This window comes from Bradyrhizobium frederickii, assembly GCF_004570865.1.
Classification (GTDB): domain Bacteria; phylum Pseudomonadota; class Alphaproteobacteria; order Rhizobiales; family Xanthobacteraceae; genus Bradyrhizobium; species Bradyrhizobium frederickii.
In genome coordinates this window covers 108,006-122,101 of the sequence record NZ_SPQS01000004.1, presented here as the reverse complement: position 1 = coordinate 122,101, position 14,096 = coordinate 108,006, and the positions used below count along the sequence as shown (strand labels likewise).

Sequence of the window (14,096 nt, the reverse complement as noted above, 5' to 3'; positions counted from 1 at the left end):
CTTTCCGCCTCGGTGCCGCGCTGCTACGTTTTGCCGTCGTCACCCAGATGCAGGTCTTTCGATGTCGGTCCCGTCCACGCCACTCAACCGTCTCCGCCAGCTCTGGCGCGAGGGGCGCCCCGCCTTCGGTGCGATCGCGACCATCCCGAGCGTGCAGATGGTGCAGATCATGGCGCGCTCGCTCGATTGGATCATTGTCGATCTCGAGCACGGCCCGATCGGATTGACCGAAGCACATGCGATGATCGCCGCAACCACGGGCACGCCGTGCACGCCCCTGGTGCGGATCGCGGCGAACGAGCCGTGGCTTGCGAAGGCGCCGATGGACATTGGTGCCTTCGGCATCAACTTCCCGATGATCACCAGCCGCGCGGACGCCGAAAAGGCGGTGCGCAGCGTGCGCTATCCGCCGCGTGGCGATCGGCTCTGGGGCCCCTTCCACGCCCCGTTCCGCTGGGGCCAGTCGATGCCGGACTACATGGCCAGCGCCGACGACGAGATGATCTGCATGGTCACCATCGAGCATGTCGACGCCGTCAACCGCATCGACGAGATCATGGCGACGCCGGGCATCGACGTCGCGGTGATCGGCCCCGGCGATCTCGCCACGTCCATCAACAAGCGCGGCCAGATGGACGACCCGGAGCTGCTGGAGCTGATCGCGCGCGCGGAGGCCGGCATCCTCAGAAGCGGCGTACCGATCGGCGGCGTCGCCCGCACCGCCGATCAGGCCAACGCCCTGATCGACCGCGGCTACCGCGCCATCGCCCTCGGCTTCGACTGGTCGCTGTTCCAGCGCGGCATCATGGCGGCGTTCGAGGGGATCAGGCGCTGAGCGAGTCCAAACGGCACAGGAACATTAGTAAAGCATTGAAAACAATTTGTATTTTCACCTCGAATAGGCGGCAGCCGCCGTCGCTGCCGTGCGCCGAACCGACTGGCCCCAACAGGGTTGGTTCGTGCTAGAGCAGACAGCGAGCGGGAAATCCGCTCGCTGCACATATTTTCATCCGCGGGAACCGAAAGACCGATGCGCGGGAAACCCAAGAACATTTCGCTGCCGCGCCGGCTGATTTGCGACCTCATGCGCGCCTCGATGGACGTGCCATTCGTTTCGCTGTCCCGCCCGCTCAATGTCCGCCCCCTGCTGGAGGCCCGCGCAGGCGCGCTGGCGCCCGCGGGCTGGGCCGCGATGTTCGTCAAGGCCTTCGCCCTGATCGCCAGGGACGAGCCGATCCTGCGCACCGTCTACGCCAAATGGCCCCGTCCCATGCTCTACGAGCTGCCCAAGAGCGTGGCGCTGGTGGCCGTGGCCCGGGTCGAGGATGGCGAGGAATGCGTGATGCCGCAGCGAATCGCGGCGCCCGAGGCCATGGCGCTGGCCGCGGTCGATGCGGAGATCCGTCGCGCCAAGACGGCGCCGTTCAACGACGTCCCGATGTTCCGCAAGATCATGCGGGCGACCCGCCTGCCGCTGCCGCTGCGCCGCCTGTCCTGGGCGATCGGCCTGAATTTCGGCCGGCAGCGCGGCAATTGGTTCGGCAGCTTCGCGGTCAGCTCGGTGGCCGCCTATGGCGGCGGCGAGCTCCATCCGATCACGCCGGGCCCCTTCATCGTCAGCTATGGGGTGGTCGAGCCCGACCAGACCATCCACGTCGTGATCCGCTGGGATCACCGGGTTACCGACGGCGCTCCGATTGCCCGGGTCCTGACCCGGCTGGAACAGGTGCTGAACACTGAAATCGCTGCCGAATTGCGGGCCGGTCCCAAGTCCATCCGGGCGGTCGGCGGTTAAGGCCCGTCATTCCGGGGCGGCGCGGAGCACCGAGCCAGGAATCTCGAGGTTCTCAGGTGCGCAATTGCACACTAGCGTTCGCCCTGTGGGCACCCGGAATGACCGAGGTGACGTTGACAGGACGCCCCAAACTCCCCTAAAAGCCGCCTGCTCGCGGGCCGATTTCGGCCCGCGAAGCGTTTCGCGACCCGTGGTCCACTCCCTTAAGCTTTGGGGATCGGACCTGTCGGTGCCGGGCCCAGGTCCGTCACACAGGAGGGCGCGTTTCCTCAAACCATGCAACCGAAGAGGACGCGATGACTAAGCGCAGTGAGGCGAAGTACAAGATCGATCGCCGTATGGGCCAGAACATCTGGGGCCGCCCGAAGAGCCCCGTGAACCGTCGTGAATACGGCCCCGGCCAGCACGGCCAGCGCCGCAAGGGCAAGCTCTCCGACTTCGGCGTGCAGCTGCGAGCCAAGCAGAAGCTGAAGGGCTACTACGCCAACATCAGCGAGCGCCAGTTCCACGGCATCTATGTCGAGGCAAGCCGCCTCAAGGGTGACACCGGCGAGAACCTGATCGGCCTGCTCGAGCGTCGTCTCGACGCGGTCGTGTACCGCGCCAAGTTCGTCTCCACGATCTTCGCCGCACGCCAGTTCATCAACCACGGCCACATCAAGGTGAACGGCCGCAAGGTCAACATCTCGAGCTACCAGCTCAAGGTCGGCGACGTCGTCGAGGTCAAGGAAGCCTCCAAGCAGCTCGCCCACGTGCTCGAAGCCAGCCAGCTCCCCGAGCGCGACACGCCCGACTATCTCGAAGTCGACCACGGCAAGATGACCGCCAAGTACATCCGCATCCCCGGCCTCTCCGACGTGCCTTTCCCGGTGCAGATGGAGCCCCATCTGGTCGTCGAATTCTATTCGCGCTGATCATTTCGGCAGAACGACATTCAAAGGCCCCGGTTTTCCGGGGCCTTTTCATTTTTGGGCGGCCACTCGCCTGTTTCAGCCGGTCCGTGCTATGCTCGCACCTAGCGGAGTTGACCATGACGCGTCTTCTGGAAGAGGCTTTCAGCAAGGTTTCCAACCTGCCCGATTCAGAGCAGGACGAGCTGGCGCGAGCCCTGCTCGAGCTCGCCGGCATCGATCAACCTCCTATCCAGTTAACGGTGGCGGAAGACGCAGATCTCGGCGAGGCCGAAGCTGAAATCGCCCGCGGCGAGTTGGCCAGCGCCGACGAAGTCCGAGCGATGTGGGCCAAGCACGGACTGTGAAGGCTCGCTACGCCAAGCGGGCGCTCGCCCAAATCGACGAAGTTCTGACCTACATCGATGCGCGTTCTCCCCAAGGAGCCAATCACGTGCGCGACCGCCTCGTCGCACTCATCACGCTGCTTGGGGATCACCCGTACGCAGGCCGGTAGACCACTCGTGCATACGTCCGTCGCTTGCCGGTCAACCCTTATCCCTATCTGATCGATTATCGTGTGACCGAGACAGAAATCGTTATTATGCGGTTTCGTCACGCCGCGCGGCGTCCACCCAGAGCTCGCTGACCGCGAGCACATGCATTTCCCTCAGGGAGCAAGTTGATGCTCTACACCCCTCCCCCTGTCGACCCCAAGGCGCCGCCGGTGCGCATCAATCTGCTCTCGGACACGCAGACGAAACCAACAGCCGGGATGCGCGAGGCGATGGCGCGCGCGGAGGTCGGTGACGAGCAGGTCGGCGACGATCCTACCGTGAACGCGCTGTGCGAGCGCGTGGCCGATCTGCTCGGCAAGGAGGCGGCGGTCTACATGCCCTCGGGCACGATGTGCAACGTCACCGCGACGCTGGTGCATTGCCGCCCCGGCGACGAGATCCTCGCCCACGAGACCGCGCACATCATCGCCCGCGAAGGCGGCGCTCATGCCGCGCTCGGCGGCTTCCAGGTCACGCAGCTCAAGGGCGAGGGCGGCCAGTTCACGCCGGAGACGCTCCGGAAGGCCCTGCATCCGCGCACGCGCTACCAGCCGCCGCAGACCGTCGTCAGCGTCGAGCAGACCGCCAATATCGGCGGCGGCACGATCTGGAAGAAGGCAGCTCTCGACGAGATCGTGACCATCGCCAGGCAGCACGGCCTCGTCACACACATGGACGGCGCGCGCCTGCTCAACGCCACCGTGGCCAGCGGCGTCTCCCCGCGCGACATGACGGCGGGCTGGGACTCGGCCTGGATCGATTTCTCCAAGGGGCTGGGCGCGCCGATCGGCGGCGTGCTCGCGGGCTCGCGCGCCTTCATCGATGCGGTCTGGCAATGGAAGCAGCGCCTCGGCGGCTCGATGCGCCAGGCCGGCATCTGCGCCGCCGCCTGCATCTACGCGCTCGACCATCACGTCGATCGGCTCGCCGACGACCACGCCAATGCGCGCGCGCTCGCCCGCGGTCTGTCGCAGATCGCAGGCATCGAGGTCCAGGAGCCCGAGACCAACCTCGTCTTCTTCAAGCCCGACGGCGCCGGCATTGCCGGCGACAAGATGGTCGCGGCACTGCGCCAGCGCGGCGTCACGCTCGCGATGATGGACGGACGCATCCGCGCCTGCACGCATCTCGACGTCAATGCGGCCCAGGTCGAGGAGACGATCGGATACGTCCGCGAGATCGTGCGCGGCGCGTAAAGCATGATCCGGAAAAGTGCGCAGCGGTTTTCCGAAAAGATCATGCTTAAACAACAACCTAAAGCGCGATGACGATTCATCCTAATCGCATCGCGCTTTAGCTAGCGTCCCATCGCCTCATAGACCAGCCGCTTCAGCTCGTCCTGGATCGGGCCGCGCTGCGAAGGCGACTGCATCATGCAGATCACGAACATGTCGTCGGCGGGATCGATGAAGAAGAAGGTGCCGCCGACGCCGTCCCAGCGATATTCGCCTGCGGGCAGCGGCGGCTTCGCGCGCGTGCGCACGGCAAAGCCAAGACCAAAACTGCTGTCGGGGCCCGGAAAATAGAATTCCGGATTCTTCGCGATCCCGCCGTCGAGCTGGTCCGACGCCATCAGCGCTACGGTCTCGCGCCTGAGATAGCGGCGACCGTCGAGCTCGCCGCCATTGAGCAGCATCTGTGCAAAACGTGCATAGTCGCCGATGGTGCCGACCATGCCGGCACCACCGGATTCCCAGCGACGCGGCGCGGTCGCCTCGATGATGCCGGCGACGGGACGATCGAACCAGTCGCCGGGCAAAGCTTCTGCGATCAGCGGCCGCCGGGCATCGTCGGCGACGAAGAACGCCGTATCCCGCATGCCAAGGGGATCGAGCAGCCGCTCCTTCTCGAACTGATAGAGCGACCGACCCGATGCCGACTCGATCACCCGGCCCAGCACGTCGGTCGAATGGCCATAGTCCCACAGCGTCCCCGGTTGCTCGGCCAGCGGCAATCGCGCGAGCCGCTCGGCGAATTGCGCATTGTCGGGATCGCCGTCGAACAGGCCGGCTTCCGCATAGAGCCTGCGGACGGGACTGCTGCCATAGAAGCCATAGGTGATGCCGGACGTATGCCGGAGCAGATCGCGCACCGTGATCGGTCGCGCCAGCGGCTGGAGGGCCAGCTTGCCATCTGCTTGCGGGACGCCGACCTGCACATCGGCGAAGGCCGGAATGTATCTCGCGACGGGGTCATCGAGAGCGAGCTTGCCGTCGTCGACCAGCATCATCGCCGTTACCGAGGTGATCGGCTTCGACATCGAGTAGAGGCGGAAGATGGTGTCGTCCGTCATCAACTGCGCCGGCGCGACGTTGCGCTGGCCGAATTTGCGGTAGAGTGCCGGCTTGCCGTGCTGTTGGATCAGAAGGATTGCGCCGGGGATCCTGCCGGCGGCGACCGCATCGTCAAGGAACGCACTGACGCGCGCAAGTCCCGCCGTCGAGAAACTGCGGGCAGCCGGCGCTTCGGCACGGAGCTGGCTCGCCGCACCGGTCAGCAGGACAAAGGCGGCGGCGAGGACGATCCGAACGAACGCCTCACTTCTCCATGGCTTCATAGACCAGCTGCTTCAAGGTCCGCTGCACGCGCTGCCGCTCGCTCGGAGTCTGCTCCAGGAGGACGAAGAACATGTCCTGCTTGGGGTCGATCACGAAGTAACAGCCGGAGGCGCCGTCCCACTTGAGTTCGCCGAGGTTGCCGGGGGGCGGCGGCTTGGCATTTCCGGGATCGGTACGGACCGCAAGTCCGAGACCGAAGCCGAAACCGTCCCCGGGAAAATAGAAAAAGTCGCGATCGACGCCGGAGCCGGGGCCGACCTGGTCGGTCGCCATCAGCTTGAACGTCTCCGGCTTGAGAATGGTCTTGCCGTCGAGGCTGCCGCCGTTGAGCAGCATCTGCGCGAACCGCCGATAGTCCGCCATGGTCGTCACCATGCCGCCGCTGGCAAACATGATCTTCTTGGCCACGGTCGGATCGTTGATGCGGCCGACGCGGAAATCGGCGTCGTTCGGCACCGGCTGCGCCAGCAACTTCTGCTTTTCGGGATCGCTGACGAAGAAGCCGGTATCGACCATGCCGAGCGGATCGAGCAGCTTGTCACGCATGATGTCGATCAGCGGCTTGCCGGCGGCGACCTCCATCACGCGCGCCAGGACGTCGGTGGAATGACCGTATTGCCAGAGCGCGCCCGGCTGGTTGTGCAGCGGCAGTCTGGCGATGCGCTCGGCGAACTCGGCGAGATCGAAATCGCCGGCATAGATGTTGGCCTCGCGATAGGCCTTGCGGACCAGGCTATCGCCATAGAAGCCATAGGTGATGCCCGAGGTGTGCGTCATCAGATCGTGCACCGTCATCGGCCGATTGGGCGGCACCAGTTCGAGCGATTTGGTGCCGTCCTCGGCCTTCTTCTCGACGCCGACCTTCACATTGGCGAAGGATGGGATGTATTTCGAAACGGGATCATCCAGCTTGATCTTGCCGTCCTCGACCAATTGCATCGCGACCACAGCGGTGATCGCCTTGGTCATCGAGAACAGGCGGAAGATGGTCTTGTCGGTGATCGGCGCCTTGCTGACCACGTCCTGCACGCCGAAGGCTTCATGATAGACCGGCTTGCCGTGCTGCTGGATCAGGACGGTTGCACCGGCGATCTTCCCGGTCGCGACCTCGTTCTTGAAGAACTCGGTGATCCGCGCGAGCTTGTCCTGATTGAAATGCGCGCCGGCCGGAATCTCGTAAGTGCCCTCGGCACGCGCCAGCGACATCGCGCCGAGCGACACCAGCGCGCCGCAAACCAGCGCACGCAGCCCAAACTGTGAAATCATATCCCCTCCTCGGAACATGGTCCGGCGGAGTGTACCGGCCGCCTCAGTCGGCACAAGGGCCGGCGTATCGCGCAAGTGCCTCGGCATGGAGTTTGGCGCTTGGCTCCGCGAAGCAGCAGAACACGACCCGGGTCACGGACGGCGCAGCAGTGAGGCCTTCGATCGTCGTGCGCACGGCGATGTCGGCCGCCCGGTCGGCGGGAAAACGGAAAATGCCGGTCGAAATCGCGGGCAATGCTACCGAGGTCAGCCTGTGCTTCCCGCACAGCTCCATCGAACGGCGATAGCAGGAGGCGAGCAGATCGTCCTCGCCAATCGTGCCGCCATTCCAGACCGGCCCGACGGTGTGGATCACATGGGCGGCCTTGAGCCGGTAGCCTTTGGTGATCTTGGCATCACCGGTCTTGCAGCCGTGCAGCATGCGGCATTCGGCGACCATGTCGGGCCCGGCGGCCCGATGGATCGCGCCGTCCACGCCGCCCCCGCCAAGGAGCGACGTGTTGGCTGCGTTGACGATGGCGTCAACGCAGAGCGTGGTGATGTCGGCAACGATGACCTCGAGCTCGGCGCCGCCGATCCGGCGAGCCAGCTGGGTCATTTATCAGGCCGCGACGACGACGCCCTTCTCGGAGAGAAGCTGCTGCAATTCGCCAGCCTGGAACATCTCGCGGACGATGTCGCAGCCCCCGACGAACTCGCCCTTCACATAGAGCTGCGGAATGGTCGGCCAGTTCGAATATTCCTTGATTCCGTTGCGGAGCTCGGCGGATTCGAGCACGTTGAGGCCCTTATAGCCGACGCCGATATGGTCGAGGATCTGGACGACCTGGCCCGAGAAACCGCACTGCGGAAATTGCGGCGTACCCTTCATGAACAGAACCACGTCGTTCGACTTCACTTCGTTGTCGATGAATTCCGCGATGCTCATATCCGTGTCCTTCTGGGGCAGAGCCCTCAACAATATCCCTCGGGCCGGCTCAGCCGATCTAACCCGATACCTTCCTATATATGTAGCCCAAACCGTTGTGCATCCAAAGTAAAATGGCGGCGAGAGGTCCCCTGCGACCGGTTTGACCCGGGCCAGGTCCATAGGCTGACGACATCAATATCATCGCCGGAGAGGACTTTCATACCGTAACGGAGCCCCTATCTAGGACGAACGTCGGTTGTGGAACCGGGTAACGCCAACAACGTTCTCTTGTCCTGTCTGGAGAAAAACGTGACGAAACAAGCCTCCGCCACGGCCGCCGCCCCGCTTTCGTCACTGTCCGGTCCGGGCGGCCTCGCCCAGAGGCTGCAGGACGCGTTCATTGCCGTCCGCAATGAGACCGAGCGCCGGGCCGCGCCGCTCTCGCCGGAGGACCAGCAGATTCAGTCCATGCCGGATGCAAGCCCGACGAAATGGCATCGGGCGCATACCACCTGGTTCTGGGAGCAATTCCTGCTCGGCGAGCACGTGGCGGGCTATCGCCCCTTCCACCCCGATTTCGCGTTCCTGTTCAATTCCTATTACGTCAGCGCCGGCCCGCGTCATGCGCGCAATCATCGCGGCGACATCACCCGTCCCAGCGCCGATCAGGTCGGCGCCTATCGCAAATATGTCGATGCGGCCGTCCTCAAATTCTTCCGGGAGACCGGCGCGGACAAGCTTCGCGAGATCGCGCCGCTGGTCGAGGTCGGGCTGAACCATGAGCAGCAGCATCAGGAATTGATGTTCACCGACATCCTGCACGCATTTGCGCAGAACCCGGTCTATCCGGCCTACGACCCGGACTGGCGCTTTCCCTCCCCGACGCGCACCGGCGATGAATGGCTGCAACTCAACGAAGGCATCCACACCGTCGGCCATGTCGACGACAGTTTCCATTTCGACAATGAGAAGCCCGCGCATCGCGCCCTCGTTGGCCCGGTCAAGCTGGCGCGCAATCTCGTCACCAATGGCGAGTGGCTCTCCTTCATGCGCGACGGCGGTTACCGGACCGCGACGTTGTGGCTGATGGACGGCTTTGCCGCGGCCAGCAAGGACGACTGGCAGGCCCCGGGCCATTGGCGCGAGGCCGATGGCGCATGGCAGGTCATGACGCTCGCCGGCCTCAAGCCGGTCGACCCCGAAGCGCCGGTCTGCCACGTCAGCTATTACGAGGCCGACGCCTTCGCGCGCTGGGCCGGAAAGCATCTGCCGACCGAAATGGAATGGGAGGTCGCAGCGCGCACAGGCCAGCTCAACGACGCCTTCGGCATCGTCTGGCAATGGACCCGGTCTTCGTATTCGCCATATCCCGGCTACCACGCCGTCGAAGGCGCGCTCGGCGAGTACAACGGCAAGTTCATGGTCAACCAATTGGTGCTGCGCGGCTCCTCGCTTGCAACTCCGGAGGGCCACAGCCGTATCACGTATCGGAACTTCTTCTATCCGCACCACCGCTGGCAGTTCACGGGACTGCGGCTCGCCGACTACGAGTAGAGCATGATCCGGAAAAGTGTGCAGCGGTTTTCCGAAAAGATCATGCTCAAAGAAGCAAAACCTGAGATGCGACCTCGTCGCGCTTTGGGTTCATCCGACGACAAATGCGCGCCGGACAGCGCGTTCAGGAGAGTATCATGAATGTGCACGCCAGCGCTTTGGCCGAAGCCCATCTTCCCGACGAGCAGACCACCGCCTTCGCCCGCGAGGCCATCGAGGACCTCTCGCAGCAGCCGAAAAAGCTGTCGCCGAAATATTTCTACGACGCGACCGGCTCGGAGCTGTTCGAGGCGATCACGAAGCTGCCGGAATATTATCCGACGCGCACCGAGCTTGCGATCCTGAGGGAGCGCGGCAGCGAGATCGCAAAGATCATTCCGGAGCATGCCGCCCTGGTCGAGTTCGGCGCCGGCGCGACCACCAAGGTTCGCCTGTTGCTGAACCATTGCAAGTTCGCGGCCTACGTGCCCGTCGACATCTCCGGCGACTTCCTGAAGGCGCAGGCGAACGGCCTGAAACGGGATTTCCCCTCGCTCGGCATCTATCCGGTCGCGGCCGACTTCACCACGCCGTTCGAGCTGCCCAGACAGGTCGCGTCCATGCCGAAAGTCGGATTCTTCCCGGGCTCGACCATCGGCAATTTCGAGCCGCAGGAAGCCCAGGCCTTCCTGAACAGCGCGCGCAAGATTCTGGGCCGGGGCGCGCAGATGATCATCGGCGCCGACCTCGAGAAGGACGAGCGCGTGCTCTATGATGCCTACAACGATGCCGCCGGCGTCACCGCGCGCTTCAACCTCAACGTTCTCGTGCGCATCAACCGCGAGCTCGGCGGCAATTTCGATCTCTCCGCCTTCACCCATCGCGCGATCTACAATCGCGAGCGCCATCGCATCGAGATGCACCTGATCAGCAAGAAGAGCCAGACCGTGCGGCTGCTCGGCACCAGCTTCTCGTTCAAGCCGGGCGAGAGCATCCACACCGAGAACAGCTACAAGTACAGCCTCGAGCGTTTTGCCGCGCTGGCGCAGGGCGCCGGCTGGCGGGTGCGCGAAAGCTGGACGGATGCGGCCAAGATGTTCTCGGTGCATGCGCTGGAGGTGGCGGAGTAAGCTCCTCCGCGCCTACTCCTCCGGCGCCGACCCCAGCGATACCGACTCCCAGACGGCCACCACGATCATGATGACGCTGGTCGCGACCGACAGCCAGAGCGGCGAGAGATCGGCGGCGAACCACCACAGCACCAGCAGCAGCATGATGCCGATACCGTGCGAGAGTTGCAGAAAGCCGCGGATCGCGTGCTTGAACAGGATCGTGCCGACCAGGAACACCAGCGGACCGCCGATCGTGCTCACGATCGTGCGCATATCGGAATGGCCGGTGGGGTGCTTCAGCACCAGTTCGTCCGAGACCGCGGTCAGGATGATGCCAGCAATGATCGGCATGTGCAGATAGGTGTAGGCGAGCCGCGCCAGCCGGCCGGATTCGGCGGACTTCGAGATGCGCGCGGCGCCGGCCTCCGCGCCCTTGTGGAAATAGACCCACCACATCGCGATGGCGCCGACCAGCGCGGAGACGAAGGCCAGGATGTTGGCCGCACTCCATTCCAGCTCGGCAAAGGTCGCCCCGTTGACGACGACGGCTTCGCCGAGCGCGATGATGACGAAGAGCGAGCAGCGCTCGGCCATGTGGCCGCCTTCGACGGCCCAGGCCTCGATTGAGGAGAAGCCCAGCTTCGGCACCCAGAAGCGGACCGCGGGCGAGATGTATTCGATCGTCAGGGCGGCGATCCAAAACCACAGACGGGCCTCGTCATGGGCAAGGCCCCCGAGGATCCAGAACACCGCGGAGATACAGAGCCAGGTCAGGATGCGGATGGCGTTGTGGCGCACCGCCGTCCGATGCCGCGGCGTTGCCAACAGCCAGAACGCCGTGCGCCCCACCTGCATGGCTGCGTAGGCGATCGCAAACCACAGGCCCCGCCCTTCGAAGGCGGTCGGGATCGTCGTCGACAGCACGAGGCCGCCCAGCATCATCGCGAAGAGCAGGATGCGGACCGGCGTCAACTCGGGATCGAGCCAGTTGGTGACCCAGGCAGTGAAGACCCACACCCACCACACCGCCAGAAACAGCACGGCGACATGCACCGCGCCGATTGGCGTAAAGTGGTGCAGCAGCGTGTGCGACACCTGCGTGACCGCGAAGACGAAGACGAGATCGAAGAACAGCTCGGCATTGGTGACGCGGCTGTGCTGGTTCGGCGTGATCACACGAAACATCGCGCCGCGCGGATTGTCCGCAGCCATCATCCGTCCCCCCGTGGCGCTGGTCAGATCAGGTGGCCCGCCAGATCAGGTGCCGGGTACGCCGGTTTGCAGCGCCAGCGCGTGCAGGACGCCGCCCATCTGGCCGCGCAGGGACTGATACACGATCTGGTGCTGCTGGACGCGGGACTTGCCGCGGAAGGATTCCGAGATCACGGTCGCGGCATAATGGTCGCCGTCGCCGGCGAGGTCACGGATGGTCACCTCGGCATCGGGGATCGCTGCCTTGATCATCGCCTCGATATCGTGGGCGTCCATGGGCATTCGGGTGGTGCTCCTTTGCTTCTGTCGGTCTCGGCTCGAATCGCTGCCGGGGGTCCCCTCGCCGGCAGGACCAAACTTAGCGTGAACGGCCTTCTAGGTCACGCATTCCGGCACTATATCCCTGATCCCATCAGGATAAAGGCACGACAAAGTGCCGCGCGCGGCAGATCGATCGAAAAGGCGTGACATCATGAAGCTTCCAGGGCCCGACCACCCCATCACCATCAGCCAAAATCCCCGGCGCGTCCGCGTGACCGCGGGCGACATCGTGATCGCCGAGACTGCCAAGGCGCTGACGCTGAAGGAGGCCAGATATCCGGCGGTGCAATATGTGCCACGGGAGGACACCAACATGGCCCTGCTGGAGCGCACCGAGCGCACCACCCATTGCCCCTACAAGGGAGATGCCAATTATTACAGCATCAAGGCCAACGGCAAGACGCTCGAGAACGCGATCTGGACCTACGAGACGCCCTTCCCCGCGATGACGGAGATCTCGGGCCATCTCGCCTTCTACCCGGACAAGGTGAAGATCGAGGAAGTGGGGTAGTCTCACGACGCTGTGACGCCAGGGCGATCATGGATCGCCTCCCCTCGGTCGATGCAGGTCGCCGATGCCGCACAAGGCCGGAAGACTGATTGGGATCACGTTGCTCGGAGCAGCCGGCGTGGTCATCGCGGTGGTCGCCGCTGGCCTTGGGTTTCGTGCGTATCGCCAGCACCTTGCCGCGGAAACTCTCTCCATCGATTCCCTCATAGGAGTGCAGGAAGGAGGGTTCGTCGAGGTCGGCGGCATCAAGCAATGGGTTCAAATCCGCGGCGAGGATCGGGACAATCCGGTTCTCCTGTTCGTCCACGGCGGGCCTGGAGGCACCACCTTGCCGATCTCGTCGGCCTGGCGGCCCTGGGAAAAGCATTTCACCGTTGTCCAGTGGGACCAGCGCGGCACCGGCCGAACGTATGGCGCCGCTGGAGACATGCTCGCTCCAACCATGACATTGGAGCGAATGACGCAGGATGGCATTGAGCTGACTGAGTATTTGCGGACGCATTTGCACAAGGACAGGATCGTCCTGGTCGGGCATTCCTGGGGCTCATTCCTGGGAATTCACATGGCGAAGCAACGTCCGGATCTGTTCTATGCCTATGTCGGCACAGGTCAGGTTGTTGGCAGGGCTACCTTCGAGAAGGCTTTCGAACTCACGATCGGGCGCTTGCAAACGCGGGCGGCGACCGCTGGAAACACCGAGGCGCTGGCGGAACTGGCATCGGTCGCCGCACGGCCGACCATCACCCCGGAGAATCGCCTAATCGTTGAAAAGTGGAGCAGCGCGTTTGCCTTGCCTCCCGCGGATAGCCTCCAGCCGGCCGGTCCGATCCCGCCTCTCTTCATGCCGGATTTCTCCCTGCTCGATTGGTACAACTGGCGCAAAGGCGCCGCCTTCTCGACAAAGTATCTCACCGGGAGGGACGGTCCGATGTTTCGGCACGACATAGCCTCGATCGGTTTCGAGTATTCGATTCCGATGTTCTTCATCGAGGGCGATGCCGATGGCGTGACACCGGGGGGGGCCCGTCGAGCAATATTTCAACCAGATCAGTGCCCCGCATAAGGAATTTGTCTGGATTCGCGGCGGCGATCATTTCATCCCGTTCAACCATCCCGCTGAGTTTCTGGCGGAGCTGATGAACCGCGTAAGACGATTCGCACGCAATTGAGGGCGGTTGTTCTGATTTGATGACAGCTCCGCTACGCCCTGAAGATCGTCAGCCCAAGGATCAGCAGCACCAGGAAGATCACGACGAAGACGTAGAACAGGAAGCGGGCGACATCGGCGGAGGCGGCCGAGATGCCGGTGAAGCCGAGCACGCCGGCCACGATCGAGATCAGCAGGAAGATCAGCGCCCATTTCAGGATCGTCATCACCAGCTCCGCAATCGGCGGCCGCTCGCCTGCGGCCCCTCCACGCCTTGTTCGCAG

The 14,096-nt window shown here is 64.0% G+C and carries 16 protein-coding genes; 9 read left to right on the top strand and 7 right to left on the bottom strand.

Going from position 1 to position 14,096, the window contains the following annotated elements:
* Window positions 1-61 precede the first annotated feature (61 nt).
* The 5 genes from E4K64_RS08390 (at window position 62) to E4K64_RS08365 (ending at window position 4,438) form a co-directional block, all read left to right on the top strand.
* Window positions 62-835, top strand: a complete 774-nt coding sequence (locus E4K64_RS08390; protein WP_135163094.1) for an HpcH/HpaI aldolase family protein — start codon at window positions 62-64, stop codon at window positions 833-835.
* A gap of 195 nt (window positions 836-1,030) precedes the next feature.
* Window positions 1,031-1,795: an acyltransferase gene (locus E4K64_RS08385; RefSeq protein ID WP_135163093.1), complete on the top strand. Its 765-nt coding sequence runs from the start codon at window positions 1,031-1,033 to the stop codon at window positions 1,793-1,795.
* A 296-nt stretch (window positions 1,796-2,091) separates the two neighbouring features.
* Window positions 2,092-2,709 (top strand): 30S ribosomal protein S4, encoded by a 618-nt coding sequence (gene rpsD / locus E4K64_RS08380; protein WP_028137354.1) that lies wholly within the window; start codon window positions 2,092-2,094, stop codon window positions 2,707-2,709.
* Between the two features lie 116 nt (window positions 2,710-2,825).
* Entirely contained in the window at window positions 2,826-3,053 is a 228-nt protein-coding gene (locus tag E4K64_RS08375) for a hypothetical protein (protein ID WP_135163092.1), read from the top strand.
* A gap of 317 nt (window positions 3,054-3,370) precedes the next feature.
* A complete protein-coding gene (locus E4K64_RS08365; protein ID WP_135163091.1) occupies window positions 3,371-4,438 on the top strand; it encodes a threonine aldolase family protein in 1,068 nt (355 codons plus the stop codon).
* Window positions 4,439-4,539: 101 nt separating this feature from the next.
* Here the strand turns inward: E4K64_RS08365 and E4K64_RS08360 are convergent, their stop codons facing one another.
* The 4 genes from E4K64_RS08360 to grxD are packed head-to-tail and all read right to left on the bottom strand — an operon-like array spanning window position 4,540 to window position 7,994.
* Complete coding sequence (locus tag E4K64_RS08360) at window positions 4,540-5,799, bottom strand: serine hydrolase domain-containing protein (RefSeq protein ID WP_135163090.1); 1,260 nt, start codon at window positions 5,797-5,799, stop codon at window positions 4,540-4,542.
* Window positions 5,780-7,066: a serine hydrolase domain-containing protein gene (locus E4K64_RS08355; RefSeq protein WP_167771887.1), complete on the bottom strand. Its 1,287-nt coding sequence runs from the start codon at window positions 7,064-7,066 to the stop codon at window positions 5,780-5,782. Before E4K64_RS08355 ends, E4K64_RS08360 begins: the two co-directional genes overlap by 20 nt.
* A gap of 43 nt (window positions 7,067-7,109) precedes the next feature.
* Window positions 7,110-7,664, bottom strand: a complete 555-nt coding sequence (locus E4K64_RS08350) for an O-acetyl-ADP-ribose deacetylase (RefSeq protein ID WP_135163089.1) — start codon at window positions 7,662-7,664, stop codon at window positions 7,110-7,112.
* A 3-nt stretch (window positions 7,665-7,667) separates the two neighbouring features.
* Window positions 7,668-7,994, bottom strand: coding sequence for a Grx4 family monothiol glutaredoxin (gene grxD, locus E4K64_RS08345; protein WP_126260869.1), 327 nt, complete (start codon window positions 7,992-7,994; stop codon window positions 7,668-7,670).
* A gap of 240 nt (window positions 7,995-8,234) precedes the next feature.
* On the opposite strand from grxD, the gene egtB reads away from it, so the two are divergent.
* Both egtB and egtD read left to right on the top strand, forming a co-directional pair.
* A complete protein-coding gene (egtB, locus tag E4K64_RS08340; protein ID WP_167771886.1) occupies window positions 8,235-9,530 on the top strand; it encodes an ergothioneine biosynthesis protein EgtB in 1,296 nt (431 codons plus the stop codon).
* A gap of 137 nt (window positions 9,531-9,667) precedes the next feature.
* Window positions 9,668-10,639 carry an L-histidine N(alpha)-methyltransferase gene (gene egtD, locus E4K64_RS08335; protein ID WP_167771885.1) on the top strand — a complete coding sequence of 324 codons (972 nt, stop codon included), beginning with the start codon at window positions 9,668-9,670 and terminating at the stop codon, window positions 10,637-10,639.
* 12 nt (window positions 10,640-10,651) lie between these two features.
* On the opposite strand, the gene E4K64_RS08330 is transcribed toward egtD, so the two are convergent.
* Window positions 10,652-11,833 (bottom strand): low temperature requirement protein A, encoded by a 1,182-nt coding sequence (locus E4K64_RS08330; protein ID WP_167771884.1) that lies wholly within the window; start codon window positions 11,831-11,833, stop codon window positions 10,652-10,654.
* A gap of 45 nt (window positions 11,834-11,878) precedes the next feature.
* Complete coding sequence (locus E4K64_RS08325) at window positions 11,879-12,115, bottom strand: BolA family protein (RefSeq protein ID WP_011088461.1); 237 nt, start codon at window positions 12,113-12,115, stop codon at window positions 11,879-11,881.
* A gap of 190 nt (window positions 12,116-12,305) precedes the next feature.
* Here E4K64_RS08325 and E4K64_RS08320 point away from each other — a divergent pair, with 190 nt between their 5' ends.
* Both E4K64_RS08320 and E4K64_RS08315 read left to right on the top strand, forming a co-directional pair.
* Complete coding sequence (locus E4K64_RS08320; RefSeq protein ID WP_135163085.1) at window positions 12,306-12,665, top strand: DUF427 domain-containing protein; 360 nt, start codon at window positions 12,306-12,308, stop codon at window positions 12,663-12,665.
* 64 nt (window positions 12,666-12,729) lie between these two features.
* Window positions 12,730-13,728 (top strand): alpha/beta fold hydrolase, encoded by a 999-nt coding sequence (locus E4K64_RS08315; protein ID WP_235884602.1) that lies wholly within the window; start codon window positions 12,730-12,732, stop codon window positions 13,726-13,728.
* A gap of 137 nt (window positions 13,729-13,865) precedes the next feature.
* Here the strand turns inward: E4K64_RS08315 and E4K64_RS08310 are convergent, their stop codons facing one another.
* Window positions 13,866-14,039, bottom strand: a complete 174-nt coding sequence (locus E4K64_RS08310) for a DUF1328 domain-containing protein (protein WP_092228199.1) — start codon at window positions 14,037-14,039, stop codon at window positions 13,866-13,868.
* Window positions 14,040-14,096 lie beyond the last annotated feature (57 nt).

Bases quoted from the DNA above. Each gene is read 5' to 3' on its own strand.
- E4K64_RS08325 (WP_011088461.1), bottom strand. From the start codon at position 12,115: ATGCCCATGGACGCCCACGATATCGAGGCGATGATCAAGGCAGCGATC.
- E4K64_RS08390 (WP_135163094.1), top strand. From the start codon at position 62: ATGTCGGTCCCGTCCACGCCACTCAACCGTCTCCGCCAGCTCTGGCGC.
- E4K64_RS08355 (WP_167771887.1), bottom strand. From the start codon at position 7,066: ATGATTTCACAGTTTGGGCTGCGTGCGCTGGTTTGCGGCGCGCTGGTG.
- E4K64_RS08320 (WP_135163085.1), top strand. From the start codon at position 12,306: ATGAAGCTTCCAGGGCCCGACCACCCCATCACCATCAGCCAAAATCCC.
- E4K64_RS08310 (WP_092228199.1), bottom strand. From the start codon at position 14,039: ATGACGATCCTGAAATGGGCGCTGATCTTCCTGCTGATCTCGATCGTG.
- E4K64_RS08385 (WP_135163093.1), top strand. From the start codon at position 1,031: ATGCGCGGGAAACCCAAGAACATTTCGCTGCCGCGCCGGCTGATTTGC.
- E4K64_RS08350 (WP_135163089.1), bottom strand. From the start codon at position 7,664: ATGACCCAGCTGGCTCGCCGGATCGGCGGCGCCGAGCTCGAGGTCATC.
- E4K64_RS08330 (WP_167771884.1), bottom strand. From the start codon at position 11,833: ATGGCTGCGGACAATCCGCGCGGCGCGATGTTTCGTGTGATCACGCCG.
- grxD (WP_126260869.1), bottom strand. From the start codon at position 7,994: ATGAGCATCGCGGAATTCATCGACAACGAAGTGAAGTCGAACGACGTG.
- E4K64_RS08360 (WP_135163090.1), bottom strand. From the start codon at position 5,799: ATGAAGCCATGGAGAAGTGAGGCGTTCGTTCGGATCGTCCTCGCCGCC.
- E4K64_RS08365 (WP_135163091.1), top strand. From the start codon at position 3,371: ATGCTCTACACCCCTCCCCCTGTCGACCCCAAGGCGCCGCCGGTGCGC.
- rpsD (WP_028137354.1), top strand. From the start codon at position 2,092: ATGACTAAGCGCAGTGAGGCGAAGTACAAGATCGATCGCCGTATGGGC.
- E4K64_RS08315 (WP_235884602.1), top strand. From the start codon at position 12,730: ATGCCGCACAAGGCCGGAAGACTGATTGGGATCACGTTGCTCGGAGCA.
- E4K64_RS08375 (WP_135163092.1), top strand. From the start codon at position 2,826: ATGACGCGTCTTCTGGAAGAGGCTTTCAGCAAGGTTTCCAACCTGCCC.
- egtD (WP_167771885.1), top strand. From the start codon at position 9,668: ATGAATGTGCACGCCAGCGCTTTGGCCGAAGCCCATCTTCCCGACGAG.